The organism is Amycolatopsis tolypomycina, assembly GCF_900105945.1.
Classification (GTDB): Bacteria; Actinomycetota; Actinomycetes; order Mycobacteriales; family Pseudonocardiaceae; genus Amycolatopsis; species Amycolatopsis tolypomycina.
Window position 1 is genome coordinate 2,447,008 of the sequence record NZ_FNSO01000004.1, and the last position, 15,184, is coordinate 2,462,191.

Sequence of the window (15,184 nt, forward strand, 5' to 3'; positions counted from 1 at the left end):
AGGTCAGCGCTTGTCGATGAAGGCGAAGAGCTCGTCGTCGGTGGCGAGGTCGAGCGCCGGCTCGCCGCCGAGTTCGGCCAGTGCCGCCCGCAGCACCTCCGCCAGCCGCGCGCGCTCGTCGCCGTCCGCGCCGGGCAGGACCTCGCCGAGGGCGTCACGCAGCCGCTGCGCCGGGTCCGGCGGCGGCGGGAGCAGCTCGCCGAGCAGGTGCGCGGCCAGCAGCTCGACGGTCGGGTGGTTGAACAGCAGCGACGCGGGCAGCCGCAGCCCGGTCCCGGCCGCGATGCGGTTGCGCAGCTCCACCGACGTCAGCGAGTCGATCCCCAGTTCGCTGAACGGCTTCGCCACCTCGACCGACGCCGGCGACCGGTGCCCCAGCGCGGTGGCGACCTCCGTCCGGACGAAGCCGGTCACCGTCGCGGCCGCGGTTTCCCGGTCCAGCCCGGCGAGCTGCCCGGCCAACCCGGCCGCCACCGGCGCGGCCGCGACCGCGCGGCGCGCCGGCACGAGACCCCGCAGCACGGCGGGGACGTCGTCGGCCGCCCGCAGCGCCGTGGTGTCCCAAGTGGACACCACGACCGTGCCGGACAGCCCGAGCGCGGCGTCGAACCCGGCCAGCCCCTGTGCCTCGGTGATCGGCCGGACGCCGGTGAGCCGCGCGCGGTCGGCGCCGGTCATCGCGGCGGTCATGCCGGTGGCCGTGTCCCACAGGCCCCACGCGATCGACACGCCGGGCAGGCCGCGCGCCGCCCGGTGCTCGGCCAGCGCGTCGAGGGACGCGTTCGCGGCGGCGTAGTTCGCCTGGCCGCGGTTGCCCAGGACCCCGGCGATCGAAGAGAACAGCACGAACGCGGCGAGGGGCTGGTCCGCGGTGAGCTCGTGCAGCAGCCAGGCGGCGTCGCGCTTGGGGCGCAGCACGGTCGCCAGCTGCGCCTTCGTGAGCCCGGTGACGGTCGAGTCGGCCAGGACGCCGGCGGCGTGCACCACGCCGGTGAGCTTTTCGCCGGCCAGGACCGCGCTCAGCGCGGCGCGGTCGGCGACGTCGGCCGCCACCACCCGGACGCGGGCGTCGAGGCCGGCCAGCCGGGCCGGGACGTCGCCGCCGCGGCGCGAGACCAGCAGCAGGTCGCGGACGCCGTGCGTGGTCACCAGCCGCTCGGCGACCAGGGCGCCGAGCCCGCCCGTGCCGCCGGTCACCAGCACGGTGCCGTCGCCGAAGTCCACTGTGGAGGGTTCGGCGCCGTACCGCGCCAGGCGGGGCACGAGCACCGCGCCGTCGCGGACGGCGAACTGCGGCTCGCCGGCGTCCAGCGCGGCGGCGAGCGGGGCACCGGGGCGGGCACCGGCGAGGGCGAAGCGGCCGGGGTGCTCGGCGATCGCCGACCGCACCAGGCCCCACACCGGCGCACCGTCCGGCGAGCCCGGGTCCTGCAGGAACACCAGTTTCGCGTCGTCGCAGCGCTCGTCGAGCAGCCAGCGCTGCACGAGGTCCAGCACGGCGGGCAGCTCGTGCGCGGTGGTGAGCACGACCGGCGGGACGACCTCCGGCAGCTCCGTGCCGATCACCGTCCACTCGCGGTCGGCGCCGTTGCCCACCGAGGCGGGCGTCCACTCGACGCGGTGGAGCTCGGCGGCGGCTTTCGTTTCGGTGGCGGGCCGCAGCAGCAGCGACTCGATGCCGCCGAGCGGGGTGCCGGCGGTGTCGTACAGGGTGATCTCGACGCCGGTCGTCGGCGAGCCGGACAGCCGGGCCCGCACCGCACCGGGCAGCGGCGAGGTGATCCGCAAGCCGCCGAAGGAGAACGGGAGCAGCAGGTCGGTGCCGTCGAGGACGAGCGCGTGCAGCACCGCGTCGAGCACCGCGGGGTGGGCGGTGAACTCGCCTTCGGCGGGCAGCGCCACCTCGACGTACCGGTCGTCGCCGTCGCGCCACAGCGCGGTCAGGCCCTGGAACGACGGCCCGTACTCGTAGCCGCGTCCGGCGAGCCGCGCGTAGGCGTCGTCGAGGTCGACCGGCTCCGCGCCGATCGGCGGCCAGACCGGCAGGGGAGTGGCGGCCGGGTGCGCCGGCCCGGCCGTGCCGGTCGCGTGGCGCGTCCACGGCCCGTCGCCGAGTCGCGAATGGACGGTCAGGGGACGGCGGCCGCGGTCGTCCAGGCCGCCGAGGCCGACCTGGACTTCGACGACGCCCGAAGCGGGCAGCACCAGCGGCGCCTCCAGCGTCAGGTCCTCGACGCTCCCGCCGTCGGCGGCTTCGAGGGCCAGCTCGGCGAAGCCCGTGCCGGGGAACAGGACCGTGCCGCGGACCGCGTGCCCGGCCAGCCAGGACTGTGAGGTGAGCGAGAGCCGGCCTGTGGCGACCAGGCCGTCGCCGTCGGCGACCGGGGTGGGCGCGCCGAGCAGGCCGCGTCCGCCGTCGGTGAGCCAGTAGCGCTGCCGGTCGAACGCCGAGGTCGGGACGTCCGGGTGGCGGGTGACCGGGCCGAGCAGCCGCGGCCAGTCGACGGTCGCGCCGCGCACGTGGGCTGCGGCGAGGGCGAGCAGGAACCGCCGCCGGCCGCCTTCCCCGCGGCGCAGCGTGCCCACGGCGGTGCCGTCGATGCCGGCGTCGGCCAGGATCTCCTGCACCGCGCCCGCGAGGATGGGGTGCGGGCTGACCTCGACGAACAGCGGACGCCGGTAGCCGGCGAAGGCGCGGACGGCGGCGTCGAACTCGACCGGCTCGGCCAGGTTGCGGTACCAGTAGGCCGCGGTCAGCTCCGAGCCCGGCAGGAAACCGCCGGTGCAGGAGGAGCAGATCGTGGTCGCGGTGTCGGCGGGAGCCGGCTCGCCGATCTCCCGGAGCAGGGCGTCGCGGACCGCTTCGACGTGCGGCGTGTGCGCGGCGTACGCGACCGGGGTGCGACGGATCTGCACGTCGGCGCAGGCGGCGGCGAACTCCTCGATGGCGGCCAGTTCGCCGCCGACGACGGTGCCGGCCGGGCCGTTGTCGACGGCCACCCACAGCCGCCCGGCCCACGGCGCCAGGCGCTCCCGCACCTGCGCGACGGGCAGGCCGACCGCGAGGATGCCGCCGGTACCGTCGAGTTCGGCGGTGAGCAGCCGGCTCCGCACGGCGATGATCCGCGCGGCATCGGCCAGCGGCAGCGCCCCGGCCACGACGGCCGCGGCGAGTTCCCCTTGGGAGTGGCCGACCACCGCGGCCGGAGCGACCCCGGCGGCCTGCCACAGTCCGGCGAGGGCGACCATGACGGCGAACAGCACGGGCTGCACGACATCGGTCCCCTCCAGTCCCGGCGCCCCCTCGGCGCCGGTGAGCACATCGAGCACGGACCAGCCGGTGTACGGCCGCAGCGCCTCGGCGGCTTCGGTGAGCAGCCGCGCGAAGTCAGCGTCGCCGGCGAGCAGGTCGGCGGCCATCCCGGGCCATTGGGCACCCTGGCCGGGAAAGACGAAGACGGGCCGCGTGTCGCCGGCCGCGGTCCCGGTGACGAGCGCGGGGTGCGGCGCATCGTCGCCGAGCGCGGCCAGTGCGGCGACCAGTTCGGTTCGGTCCTCGGCGACGACGACGGCGCGGAAGGTGCCGGGACGGCGCCGGGCGAGGAGGGGTGCGGTGGCGGCGAGGTCGCGGGGGGTGGCGGTTTCGGCGTAGGCCCGGAGGCGCGCGGCCTGGGTGCGGAGGGCGGTTTCGGTGTGGGCGTGGAGGGTCCAGACCAGCGGCGCGGCGGGTGCGGGCGCGGCGGTGGTGGGGGTTGCGGCGTGCGGTGGTCCGGCGGGTGCGGGCGCGGGGGTTGCGGCGTGCGGCGGCCCGGCGGGCGCGATGGCGGCTGCGGCATCCTCGACCGGCGCCGCTTCCAGCACTACGTGTGCGTTGGTTCCGCTGATCCCGAAGCTCGACACCGCAGCCCGTCGTGGCCGCCCGTGCTCCGGCCATGCCTGGGGCGCCGACAGCACCTCCACCCGGCCGCTCGCCCAGTCCACCTTCGGGCTCGGCACCTCGGCGTGCAGCGTGCGCGGGATCGTCTCGTGCCGCAGGGCCTCGACCATCTTGATCACGCCCGCCACGCCCGCCGCGGCCTGGGTGTGGCCGATGTTGGACTTCAGGGAGCCCAGCCACAACGGTGTCTCGCGGTCCTGCCCGTACGTCGCCAGCAGGGCGTGGGCCTCGATCGGGTCGCCCAGTGCCGTTCCGGTTCCGTGGGCCTCGACCACATCGACGTCCTTTGTGGACAAGGCACAAGACCGCAGCGCGCGGCGGATCACCTGCTGCTGTGCCTGGCCGTTCGGCGCCGTGAGGCCGTTGCTGGCGCCGTCGGAGCCGGTGGCGCCGCCGCGCAGCAACGCCAGGACCGGGTGGCCGTGGCGGCGGGCGTCCGACAGGCGCTCCAGCACCAGCATGCCCGCGCCCTCGGCGAAGGCCGTGCCGTCGGCGTCCGCCGAGAACGCCTTCGCGCGGCCGTCGGCGGAAAGGCCGTTCTGGCGCGTGAAGTCCACCAGGTTGCCCGGCTCGGCCATCACCGTGACGCCGCCCGCTAGAGCCAGCGAGCAGTCGCCGCGGTGCAGGGCGTCGGCGGCCAGCTGGATCGCGACCAGCGACGACGAACACGCCGTGTCGATCGTCAGCGCGGGACCGCGTAGCCCGTACGTGTAGGCGATCCGGCCCGATGCCACGCTCGGTGACGTCCCGGTGAGGCGGTGGCCGTCGACGAGGCCGGTCGGCTCGTGCAGGCGCGGTCCGTAGTCCATCGCCATCGCGCCGACGAACACGCCCGTGTCGGTTCCCTCGAGGGAACCGAGGCCGGCGCGCTCGATCGCCTCGTGGCTGATCTCCAGCAGCACCCGCTGCTGCGGGTCCATGGCCAGCGCCTCGCGGGGGCTGAGGCCGAAGAACGCCGGGTCGAACCGGTCGGCGTCGTGCAGGAAACCGCCGAAGCGGGTGGCGCACGAGCCGGGGCCCGCCTCGCCGAGGAGCGTGTCGAGGTCCCAGCCGCGGTTCGACGGCAGCTCGGTGACGGCCTCGCCGCCGGCGGCCACCAGGTCCCACAGCTCGGCCGGGGAGGTGATGCCGCCGGGGAAGCGGCAGCCCATCGCGACGATCGCGATCGGGTCGTCCTGCCGCGGCGCGATCTCCGCCGCCGGAGGAGCGGCGTCGCCCGTGGCGCGCAGGTGCGTGATGAGGTGGGCAGGCGTCGGGAAGTCGAACAGCAGCGTGGTCGGCAGCTTCAGCCCGGTGGCCGCCTGCAGCCGGGTGCGCAGCTCCACCACGCTCACCGAGTCGAACCCGAGGTCCTTGAACGTGCTCGCCGGGTCGACGGCGGCCGCGTCGGCGTGGCCCAGAACGGCCGCGGCCGTGGCCAGCACCAGGTCCGCCACCCGCGTGGGGTCGACGGCGACCGGGGCGGCGGCCGCCTCTTCTCCGAGCCAGTACCGGGTCCGCTGGAACGCATACGTCGGCAGGTCCACCAGCCGCTCGCCCGGGACCGCCCACCGGACGCCCGCTCCGGCGACGAACGCCTCGGCGAAGCTGCGCCGCAGCCGGTCGCCGCCCCCGTCGTCGCGGCGGAGCGTGCCGACGACGGCCACCGTGCGGCCGGCCGCTTCGGCCGTCTCCTCGATGCTGCCCAGCAGCACCGGGTGCGGGCTGCACTCGACGAACCGCGCGCCGCCGGCGGCCAGCGCGCCCGCGGTCGCGTCGGCGAACCGGACCGGGCGGCGCAGGCTCTCGAACCAGTACCCGGCGTCGAGCCCGGCGGTGTCGAACGGCTCGCCGGTGAGCGCCGAGACGAACGTCACCGAAGTGGACACCGGACGCACCGGCGCCAGCAGCCGCAGGATCTCCGCCCGCAGCGGGTCCACCGCCGCCGAGTGGGACGCGTAGTCGACCGGCAGGATCTTCGCGCGGTACCCGGCGCCGGTGAGCGTGGCGTGCAGGGCCGCCAGCGCGTCGGCGGGCCCGGACAGCACCACCGAACGGGTGCCGTTCACCGCGGCCACCGACACCCCGGCGGGCAGCAGCGGCCGGACGACGTCCTCGGCCGCGCCGACCGACAGCATCCCGCCGCCGCGCGGCATCCCGGCGATCGCCCGGCTGCGCAGCGCGACCACGCGGGCGCCGTCGGCCAGCGACAGCGCGCCGATCGCGGTGGCCGCGGCGATCTCGCCCTGGGAGTGCCCGACGACGACCGACGGCGTGAGCCCGGCGTCGCGCCAGACTTCCGCCAGCGACACCATCACCGCCCACAGCGCGGGCTGGACGACGTCGACGCGGCCAAGGTCGGCGGTGCCGTCCCGCAGGCCGTCGAGGAGTTCGCCGCCGAGGAAGGGAACCAGCGCGGCCGAGCACTCCGCCAGCCGGCGGGCGAACACGGGCGAGTCGCGCAGCAGCGCCCGCGCCATCTCCGGCCACTGCGAACCCTGGCCGGGGAACACGAGCACGTCGGTGCCGTCGACGGTCCGCCCGGTCACGACACCCTCCGAGGGCGTGCCCTCGGCCAGGGACGTGAGGTCGTCGAACACGACCGCGCGGTGCTCGAACAGCTCCCGGGTGCGCAGCAGCGACCGGGCGACGTCGCCGTGGGCATGGTCGGCGAGGTGGTCCGCCAGCGCTCGGGCCTGGGCGGGCAGGGCAGTGGCCGACCGCGCCGAGAGCACCAGCGGGACGTCGTCGGCCGCGACGTCCTCGGGCGGGACGACCGGCGGCGCTTCGGCGACGACGAGGTGGCAGTTGGTCCCGCCGACGCCGAACGAGCTGACCCCGGCGACGAGCCGCTCCTGCGGCCGCGGCCAGTCCCGGGCCTCGCGCACGACTTCGAGGTTCAGCGTCTCGAACGGGATGGCCGGGTTCGGCGTGACGAAGTTGAGGCTCGGGCCGAGCCGGCGCTCGGCCAGGCACACCAGCACCTTGAGCAGCCCGGCGATGCCGGCGGCGCCTTCGAGGTGGCCGACCACGGTCTTCACCGACCCGACCTGCAGTGGCTCCGGGCGGTCGCCGGCGAACGCGGCCCCGAGGGCCTCGGCCTCGATCGGGTCCCCGACCGGTGTGCCGGTGCCGTGCAGCTCGACGTACTGGACGTCGGCCGGCGCGACCCCGGCGTCGGCGCACGCCAGCCGGATCACCTCGGTCTGCGCCTCGGCCCGCGGCACGGTGAGACCCGCGCCGCCGCCGTCGTTGTTCACCGCGCCGCCCAGCAGGACGGCGTGGACGCGGTCGCCGTCCTGCTGGGCGGCGCTCAGCGGCTTGAGCACGACCAGGCCGCCGCCCTCGCCGCGGACGTACCCGTCGGCGCGGCTGTCGAAGGTGTGGCACCGGCCCTGCGGCGAGAGCGCGCCGAAGCGGTCCACGGTCTCGGTGCTCGCGGCCAGGAGGTTGAGGTTGACCCCGCCGGCGAGCGCGACGGCCGCGGTGCCGCGGCGCAGCTGCTCGGCCGCCAGGTGCACCGCGACCAGCGACGACGACTGGCCGGAGTCGACGGTCAGGCTCGGGCCGCGCAGCCCGAGCACGTAGGAGACGCGGTTGGCGATCAGGCTGCGGTGGGTGCCGGTGAGCGTGTGCGGCCCGGCGCCGAGGCGGTCGTGCAGCAGCGCGTAGTCGCCGTTGATCGCGCCGACCACGACGGCGGTGCCGCTGCCGCGCAGCGTGCCGGGCGCGATCCGGGCGTCCTCGCAGGCTTCCCAGGCCAGCTCCAGCACCAGCCGCTGCTGCGGGTCCATCGCCGCGGCCTCGCGCGGGGAGACGCCGAAGAAGGGCGCGTCGAAACCGTCCACATCGGACACGAAGCCGCCGCGCCCGGTGCGGTCGCCGTCGGGCAGGCGGCCCGGCGGGACTTCGCCGACGGCCTCGCGGCCCTCGGCCAGCAGCCGGCGCAGCCGCGCCGGACCGGCGGCGCCGGGCAGCCGGCAGGACATGCCGACCACCGCGATCGGCTCACCGGGAGCAGGCAGGGAAGACATAGTTCACCCATCGTCGGAAGGGATCGCGGAAATCGGGGAATGCGTGCCGCTGACCGAATTGCACCGGTTCCGGAGAATTCCCGGTGGCGCCGGTGGATTCCGATCGTGCGGGCTGCGCACCCCGTTCGTCAAGGGGTGTTTCCCGGCCCGGCGGTGGCAGGCAGGCGACGGCAGGAAGCTGCCACCGCGACGGGCCACCCGGCTGGAGCAGCGAGGGTGGGTGACTGCGCCGAACGGTGTGGTCAATTGCTCTGACCTGCGAAAACGACTGTCCGATCGGGACCGGGTGATGTCACTGGCGTGACCGGGCGGACACAGCAGGTACACCTGGGTACCGCGTCCCCCGCCTGGGTGCCGAATCTGGGTGAGGACTACCCATGTCCGGGTGGGTGGGTAGTTGCTTCAGTGGTGCCCGTACCGCCGGGGAACTGCCGGTGGTGTTTTTCCGGTTGCTATTTCCCCGTGCTCGAAGAACCGTGCTCGAAGAAAAGGAAAGCGATGGCGAACACGACGGAAGCCGCGGCGGCGCCGTATCGCCGCGCCGGCGGTGTGCTCACCGTGGGCGGCGTGCCCGTGGACCGGCTCGCGGCGCGGGTCGGCACCACCCCCTTCTTCGCCTACGACCGCTCGCTGGTCACCACCCGCGTCGAGCGGGTGCGGGCCGCGCTGCCCGACGGCGTCGAGCTGAGCTACGCGGTCAAGGCCAACCCGATGCCCGCGCTGCTGCACCACCTCAGCGGCCTCGTCGACGGCCTCGACGTCGCCTCCGCCGGCGAACTGCGGCAGGCACTCGACACGACCGTCCCGCCCGAGCGGATCAGCTTCGCCGGGCCCGGCAAGACCGCCGCCGAGCTGGCCCGCGCGGTCGCCGCCGGCGTCACCGTCGAGCTGGAGTCCACCACCGAGCTGGCCCGCGTGCGGGACGCCGGTGACCGCCTCGGCCTCACCCCGCGGGTGGCGCTGCGGGTCAACCCGGACTTCGCCGTGCGCGGGTCCGGCATGCGGTTGGGCGGCGGCCCGCAGCAGTTCGGCATCGACGCCGAGCGCGTCCCCGCCGTGCTGGCCGACGTCGGCGCCGCGGGACTCGACTTCCAGGGCTTCCACGTCTTCGCCGGCTCCCAGAACCTGCGCGCGGAAAGCCTGTGCGAGGCCCAGCGCGCCACGGTCGACCTCGTGCTGCAGCTCGCGGAAGCCGCGCCCGGCCCGGTGCGGTCGGTGAACCTCGGCGGCGGCTTCGGCATCCCCTACACCGCCCGCGACACCGCGCTGGACCTCGACGAGGTCGGCGAGAACCTGGCGAAGCTGCTCGACGTCTCGCTGCGGCCCGCGCTGCCCGAGGCCCGCGTGGTGATCGAGCTCGGCCGCTACCTCGTCGGCGAGGCCGGGGTCTACCTCACCCGCGTGGTCGACCGGAAGGTCTCGCGCGGCACGACGTTCCTCGTCGTCGACGGCGGCCTGCACCACCAGCTGGCCGCGTCCGGCAACTTCGGCCAGGCCATCCGCCGCAACTACCCGCTGGCCCTGGCGTCCGCGCCCGGCGGTCCCGAAGAGACGGTGACGGTGGTCGGCTGCCTGTGCACCCCGCTCGACCTCCTCGGCGACCGCGTTTCCCTGCCCGGCGCGGGAATCGGCGACCTGATCGCGATCTTCCAGGCCGGCGCCTACGGCCTGACCGCCAGCCCGACCGCCTTCCTCGGGCACCCGGCGCCGCCCGAAGTCCTCGTCTGACCCCGGAGGGAACACCGTGCAGACCACCGTGCCGACACCCCGAGCCACCACCCCCGGTTTCCGCGTGCTGGGCCTGCTGCAGGTCCGCGGCCGCGAGCCCGTCGTCGTCACCGCCCGCCGTCAGCAGGTGGTGCTCGCCCTGCTGCTGCTCAACGGCAACCGCGTGGTGCCACTGGCGGCGCTGCTCGACGCGCTGTGGGGCGCCGAGCCGCCCGCCACGGCACGGGCACAGGTCCAGACCTGCGTGTCGGCCCTGCGCCGCGCGCTGGCGAAAGCCGGCCTGGGCGAGCGGATTTCCGCGCGCGGCAGCGGCTACTGCCTCGACCTCGCGCCCGGCGAGCTGGACCTGCACGAGTTCGAGGCACTGGTGGCCCGCGGCCGGGCCGCGCGGCGGCCGGAGGAGGCGCGGGCCGCGTTCCGCGAGGCTTTGGCGCTGTGGCGCGGGGAACCGCTCACCGGGATCGACAGTGCCGTCGTGCGCGCCCACCAGGTCCGGATCGCGCAGCGGCGCGTGGAGGTGCTCGAGGACTGCCTCGACGCCGAGCTCGAGCTGGGGTTGCACCGCGAGGTCGTCGGCGAGATCTCGGTGCTGACCGAGGAACACCCGCTGCGCGAACGGTTCGTGCTGCAGCTGATGACGGCGTTGCACCGGTGCGGCCGCCGGGTCGAGGCGCTCGCCGCCTACCGGGCCGTGCGCCGCCGCTTCGTCGAAGAGCTGGGCCTGGAGCCCGGCGCGGCGCTGCGCGAGCTGCACCAGGACATCCTCGCCGGCTCGAGCGAGGCGCCGCCGCACGGCCGCGCGGTCCCGCGGATGCTGCCCGCGCGCCTGCCGTACTTCACCGGGCACGAGCGGCTGCTGGCCGCGCTGCGCCGGGGCCTGACCGACGACGGTCCCGGCGCGGCCGTGGTCACGGTCCTCACCGGACGCGGCGGGGTCGGCAAGTCCGCCGTCGCGGCGGAGGCCGCGCACCGGGCCGCGCCGGCGTTCCCGGACGGGGTGCTCTACGCGCGGCTCGCCGAGGAGGACGCGGCCGAGGTGCTGGCCCGGTTCCTGCACGCCCTCGGCGTGCCCGCGGCGGAGATCCCCGACGACCTGGACGGCCGCGCGGCGCTGTACCGCAGCGTGCTGGCCGGGCGCCGGGTGCTGACCGTGCTGGAGGACGCGGCCGGCCTGGCGCGCGTCACGCCGTTCGTCGCGGACGCCCGGGGCTGCCGGCTGCTGGTGACCACCCACGCCCGCGTGGCGTCCCGGCCCGGGCTGGCGGTGGCCGAGCTGGACGTGCTGGACGGCGCGGAGGGCGTCGAGCTGCTGTCGGCGCTGGTCGGCGAAGATCGCGTGACGGCCGAGCTGTCCGATGCGGTGGAGCTGGTGGAGCTGTGCGGCGGGTTGCCGCTGGCGGTGACGGCGGCGGCCACGCACGTCGCGGCCCGCCCGGGCCGCACGCTGGCCCAGGAGGTGGCGCGGCTGCGGGCCGAGGACGACCGCCTCGGCCGGCTCGGCGCGGGCGTCCGGGCGGCGGTCGGCCGGGGGCTGGACGAGCTGCCGGCACCGGCGCGGGAGCTGTTCGCGCGGCTGGCCCTGTTGCCGCCGGGCAGCTGGGCGGGCTGGGCCGCCGCGGCGCTCGGCTCGGCGGACGCACTGGAGTCGCTGGTCGACGCGCGCCTGGTCGACGTCGCCGGAGCCCGCTACCGGCTGCCGTCGCTGACCCGGCTGCTGGCGGCGGAAATGCTGGCCGGACAACCACTTCGGGCGCCGTCCCGGCGGCTGTTCGGGGCGTGGCTGCAGGTGACGGACGAGGTCAGGGGCGTCGCGGCGGGCAGCGCGCCGCGGACGCCGGTTTCGGCCGAGCTCGGTGACGTGAGCACGTGGTACGATCGGGAGTCGGCCGGGCTGCTGGCCGCGGTGCGCCAAGCCGCGGCGGCGGGGGAGCCGGAGTACTGCGCGGAACTGGCACTGGCGGTGGCCGACCTGGCGGGGGCGCGCGGCCGGTACGCGGACTGGCGCGAGAGCGGCGAGACGGCGTTGCGCGCGGTGGTCTCGGCAGGCGACCGGCGCGTGGAGGCGGCGCTCGAACGGTCACTGGGCGAGCTGGCGGTCCGCGAGAGCCGGTTCGCCGACGCGGCGGGCCGCATCACGCGGGCGCTCACGGCGGGCGAGCAGGCGGGCGGGATGAGCTGGGACGAGCTGGTCCGCCAGGTGCTGGCGGGAGTCGACCGCGCCCGCGCGGCGGTGGTGGCGGGGTCGGGGGTGCCGGGGTTTTCGCCGCGGGAGCCGGGACCGGGCAACCACGCGGCGGCGCCGAGGATCGCGGTGGGACGCAACCAGTACGAGCTGGCGGCGGACCGCGCACCGGGGGACGCTGCGCGGTCGACGGGCCGCGCCGGGCACCGCCGGCTGCCGCGCCCGCGCCCGATTTCGTGGCGGCGGGAGTCGGAGTACCCGGAGGAAGCCTGAGCCGCTCGCCTCCCGCCGACCCGCGGCCGCTCCGTTCCGCAGCAAGCCTGATCCGTCCCCACCCGGAGGAATCCCATGACCATCGGTGCCGCCCTCCCCGCCGGCGACCTGGCCGGCGCAACCAACAGCGTCGACGCCCTCCTCGCCCAAACCCGCGAAGCGGCCGACGCCGGCCTCGGATCCGTCTGGTTCTCCCAGCTCTTCGACCACGACGCCCTCACCCTCGCCGCGCTGGCCGGGCGGGAGGTTCCCGGCGTCGCCGTCGGGACCGCCGTTGTTCCGCTCTACCCGCGGCACCCGCTCCACCTCGCCTCCCAGGCACAGACCGCGCAGGCCGCGACCGGGGGGCGGTTCACGCTCGGGCTGGGGCTCGGTGTGCCGAGCCTGCTCGAACCCGCCTTCGGCTTCGAATACCCGCCGCCCATCAGCTCCCTGCGCGAGTCGCTCACCGTGCTGCGCGAGATCTTCGACGGCGGGCGCCCCGCCTTCGACGGCGAAACCCTCACGGCCTGCCCGCCGCTGCCCACCGCCGTCCCCGGTGGTGGGGACGTCCCCATCGTGGTCGCCGCCATGGGGCCGCAGGCGCTGCGGGTCGCCGGGGAACTCGCCGATGGCACCCTGCCCTTCCTCGCCGGGCCGCGGGCGCTCGCCGAGCACGTCGTGCCCGTCCTCACCAAGGCCGCCGCCGAGGCCGGGCGGCCCGATCCGCGGGTGATCGCCGCCGTGCCCGCCGTCGTCACCGGTGACGCCGACACCGTGCGGCAGGTCGCCGCCGTGCACCTCGGCTACTACGGCGACATCCCGTCCTACCGCCGCATCCTCGACGTCGAAGGCGTCACGCACCCGGCCGACCTCGCCCTGATCGGCGACGAGCGCACCGTCGAGGCCGGCCTGCGCCGGTACTTCGACGCCGGGGCGACCGAGGTCGTCCTCATCCAGTCCGGCATGCGGTCGGCCCAGGAACGGCTGCGCACCTGGCGGCTGGCGGGATCACTGGCGTAACTGCCCACGAACCGGACACTGCCGGGAAGTATCGGTCCACATCGTGAGACGGTGGATCGATCACGGCCCGGACTGCCTAAGGTCCCTGATCGTCACTCGATCGGCTGAACCTTGAAGGTGTTGTGTCCGCCCCTGCCCTGCCGTCGCCGCTTGCGGCGCGCTCCCTGCCCGCCGCGGTCTGGCGTGCCGTCCGGTCCGGGCGGTGGACGTCCACCTGCGCCGTCCTGATCGTCGTCATCGTGCTGCTCGCTGCCGGGGCCGACCTGTGGGTCCTGGCCGAAGGGCAGAGCCTCGTCCCTGACATCTCGACGCTCGGCCCGACCGGCCTCCCCGCCGGGACGCTCGGCGGCGTGAGCGGCGCGCACTGGTTCGGGGTCGAGCCGCTGACCGGCGTCGACCTCTTCGCGCTCGTCGCCCACGGCGCGCGGACGTCGCTGCTCGTCGGGCTCGGCGCCACCGTCCTGGGCACCGCGCTCGGCGTCGTGATCGGCGTCAGCGCCGGCTACCTCGGCGGCTGGTGGGACCGCCTGGTGACCTGGACCGCCGACGTCATCCTCGGCTTCCCGTACCTGATCTTCATGATCGCCCTCGGCGCCGTCCTGCCGGTCGACTTCCCGCGGCAGGTCACGCTGATCGTCGTCCTCGGGCTCTTCGGCTGGCCGCGCGTGGCCCGCATCGTCCGGGCCCAGACCCTGACGCTGGCCAAGCGCGACTTCGTCGCCGCGGCCAAGGTCATCGGCGGCGGCCCGTGGCACGTCTTCACCAAGGAACTGCTGCCCAACCTCTGGGCGCCGGTCATCGTCGTCGCCAGCCTGTCCATCCCGTCGATGATCGGCAGCGAGGCCGCGCTGTCGTTCCTCGGCGTCGGCGTCCTGCCCCCGACCCCCAGTTGGGGCCGCACCATCAGCACCGCCATCGACTTCTTCGAGACCGACCCGATGTACCTGGTCTTCCCCGGGCTCCTGCTGTTCCTGATCACGCTGGCGTTCAACGTCGTCGGCGACGCGATCCGCGACGCGCTCGACCCGCGTTCGGGAGGCGCGGCCTGATGCGCACCGCCCGTTTCGTCGCCACCCGGTTCGCCGGGATGCTCCTGGTCCTGCTCGTCGTCGCGTTCGTGACGTTCGTCGTGTTCTACATCCTGCCCGCCGACCCGGCCCGGATGGCCTGCGGCCGTCCGTGCACCCCCGAAGGCCTCCAGGTGGCGCGGGAGTTCATGGGCTACGACATCCCCTGGTACGGGCAGTTCTTCGAGTTCCTCGGCGGGATCGTCGGCGGCCGCACGTTCGGCACCGGCGCCGCGGCGATCCACTGCACGGCACCGTGCTTCGGCTGGGACTTCCAGAACAACGTCGACGTGCTCAGCGAGATCGGCGACCGGATCGAGGTCAGCTTCTCGGTCGCGCTGGGCGCCGCGGCGATCTGGATCGTCCTCGGCGTCGGCCTCGGCGTGCTTTCCGCGCTGCGCCGCGGGACCGCCGTCGACCGGATCACCATGGCCACCGCGATGGCCGGGGTGTCCATGCCCGCCTACCTGGCCGGGATGGTCGGCATCACGATCTTCGCCTTCGGTCTCGACGTCGTCCCGAAGTCCGGGTACGTGCCGCTGAGCGAAAATCCCGCCCAGTGGGCGTGGCACCTCGTGCTGCCGTGGTGCGTCCTGGCCTTCCTGCACGCGGCCATCTACGCGCGGCTCACCCGCGGCCAGATGCTGGAGACCCTCGGTGAGGACTACATCCGCACCGCGCGGGCCAAGGGCCTGACCGAACGCAAGGTCGTGGGACGGCACGCGCTGCGCAACGTCCTGCTGCCGGTGATCACCGTGTTCGGCGTCGACCTCGGTGCGCTGCTGGCCGGGACCGTGATCACCGAGCGGATCTTCGGCATGGCCGGGGTCGGGCGGCTGCTCGTCGACGCGATCGCGTCGCTGAACCTGCCGGTGCTGCTCGGCGTGACGCTGTTCTCGGCCCTGCTCGTCACGGTCCTGAACTTCCTGGTCGATCTCTGCTACGGCGCGCTCGATCCGCGAGCCCGCCTTGTCTGAAGGGG

Annotated in this window: 6 protein-coding genes; 5 read left to right on the top strand and 1 reads right to left on the bottom strand. The window is 75.3% G+C overall.

All coding sequences use genetic code 11. The annotated features are described in order from the left end of the window. Positions 1 to 3: 3 nt before the first annotated feature. On the bottom strand, positions 4 to 7,950 hold the full coding sequence (locus BLW76_RS21285) for a type I polyketide synthase (RefSeq protein ID WP_091310081.1): 7,947 nt from the start codon (positions 7,948 to 7,950) through the stop codon (positions 4 to 6). A gap of 498 nt (positions 7,951 to 8,448) precedes the next feature. Between BLW76_RS21285 and BLW76_RS21290 the strand changes: the two genes are divergently transcribed. The 5 genes from BLW76_RS21290 (at position 8,449) to BLW76_RS21310 (ending at position 15,179) form a co-directional block, all read left to right on the top strand. After that, complete coding sequence (locus tag BLW76_RS21290; RefSeq protein WP_091310084.1) at positions 8,449 to 9,678, top strand: pyridoxal-dependent decarboxylase, exosortase A system-associated; 1,230 nt, start codon at positions 8,449 to 8,451, stop codon at positions 9,676 to 9,678. A 16-nt stretch (positions 9,679 to 9,694) separates the two neighbouring features. Further along, positions 9,695 to 12,133: an AfsR/SARP family transcriptional regulator gene (locus BLW76_RS21295; RefSeq protein WP_091310085.1), complete on the top strand. Its 2,439-nt coding sequence runs from the start codon at positions 9,695 to 9,697 to the stop codon at positions 12,131 to 12,133. Between the two features lie 75 nt (positions 12,134 to 12,208). Further along, positions 12,209 to 13,135, top strand: a complete 927-nt coding sequence (locus BLW76_RS21300) for a TIGR03564 family F420-dependent LLM class oxidoreductase (RefSeq protein ID WP_091310088.1) — start codon at positions 12,209 to 12,211, stop codon at positions 13,133 to 13,135. Between the two features lie 122 nt (positions 13,136 to 13,257). After that, a complete protein-coding gene (locus BLW76_RS21305; RefSeq protein ID WP_091310089.1) occupies positions 13,258 to 14,184 on the top strand; it encodes an ABC transporter permease in 927 nt (308 codons plus the stop codon). After that, positions 14,184 to 15,179 (top strand): ABC transporter permease, encoded by a 996-nt coding sequence (locus BLW76_RS21310; RefSeq protein ID WP_091310092.1) that lies wholly within the window; start codon positions 14,184 to 14,186, stop codon positions 15,177 to 15,179. The genes BLW76_RS21305 and BLW76_RS21310 overlap by 1 nt, the downstream gene beginning before the upstream one ends. The last annotated feature ends 5 nt before the right edge of the window (positions 15,180 to 15,184 follow it).

Coding starts and splice junctions, on each gene's coding strand:
- BLW76_RS21290 (WP_091310084.1), top strand. CDS start 8,449: ATGGCGAACACGACGGAAGCCGCGGCGGCGCCGTATCGCCGCGCCGGC.
- BLW76_RS21285 (WP_091310081.1), bottom strand. CDS start 7,950: ATGTCTTCCCTGCCTGCTCCCGGTGAGCCGATCGCGGTGGTCGGCATG.
- BLW76_RS21310 (WP_091310092.1), top strand. CDS start 14,184: ATGCGCACCGCCCGTTTCGTCGCCACCCGGTTCGCCGGGATGCTCCTG.
- BLW76_RS21300 (WP_091310088.1), top strand. CDS start 12,209: ATGACCATCGGTGCCGCCCTCCCCGCCGGCGACCTGGCCGGCGCAACC.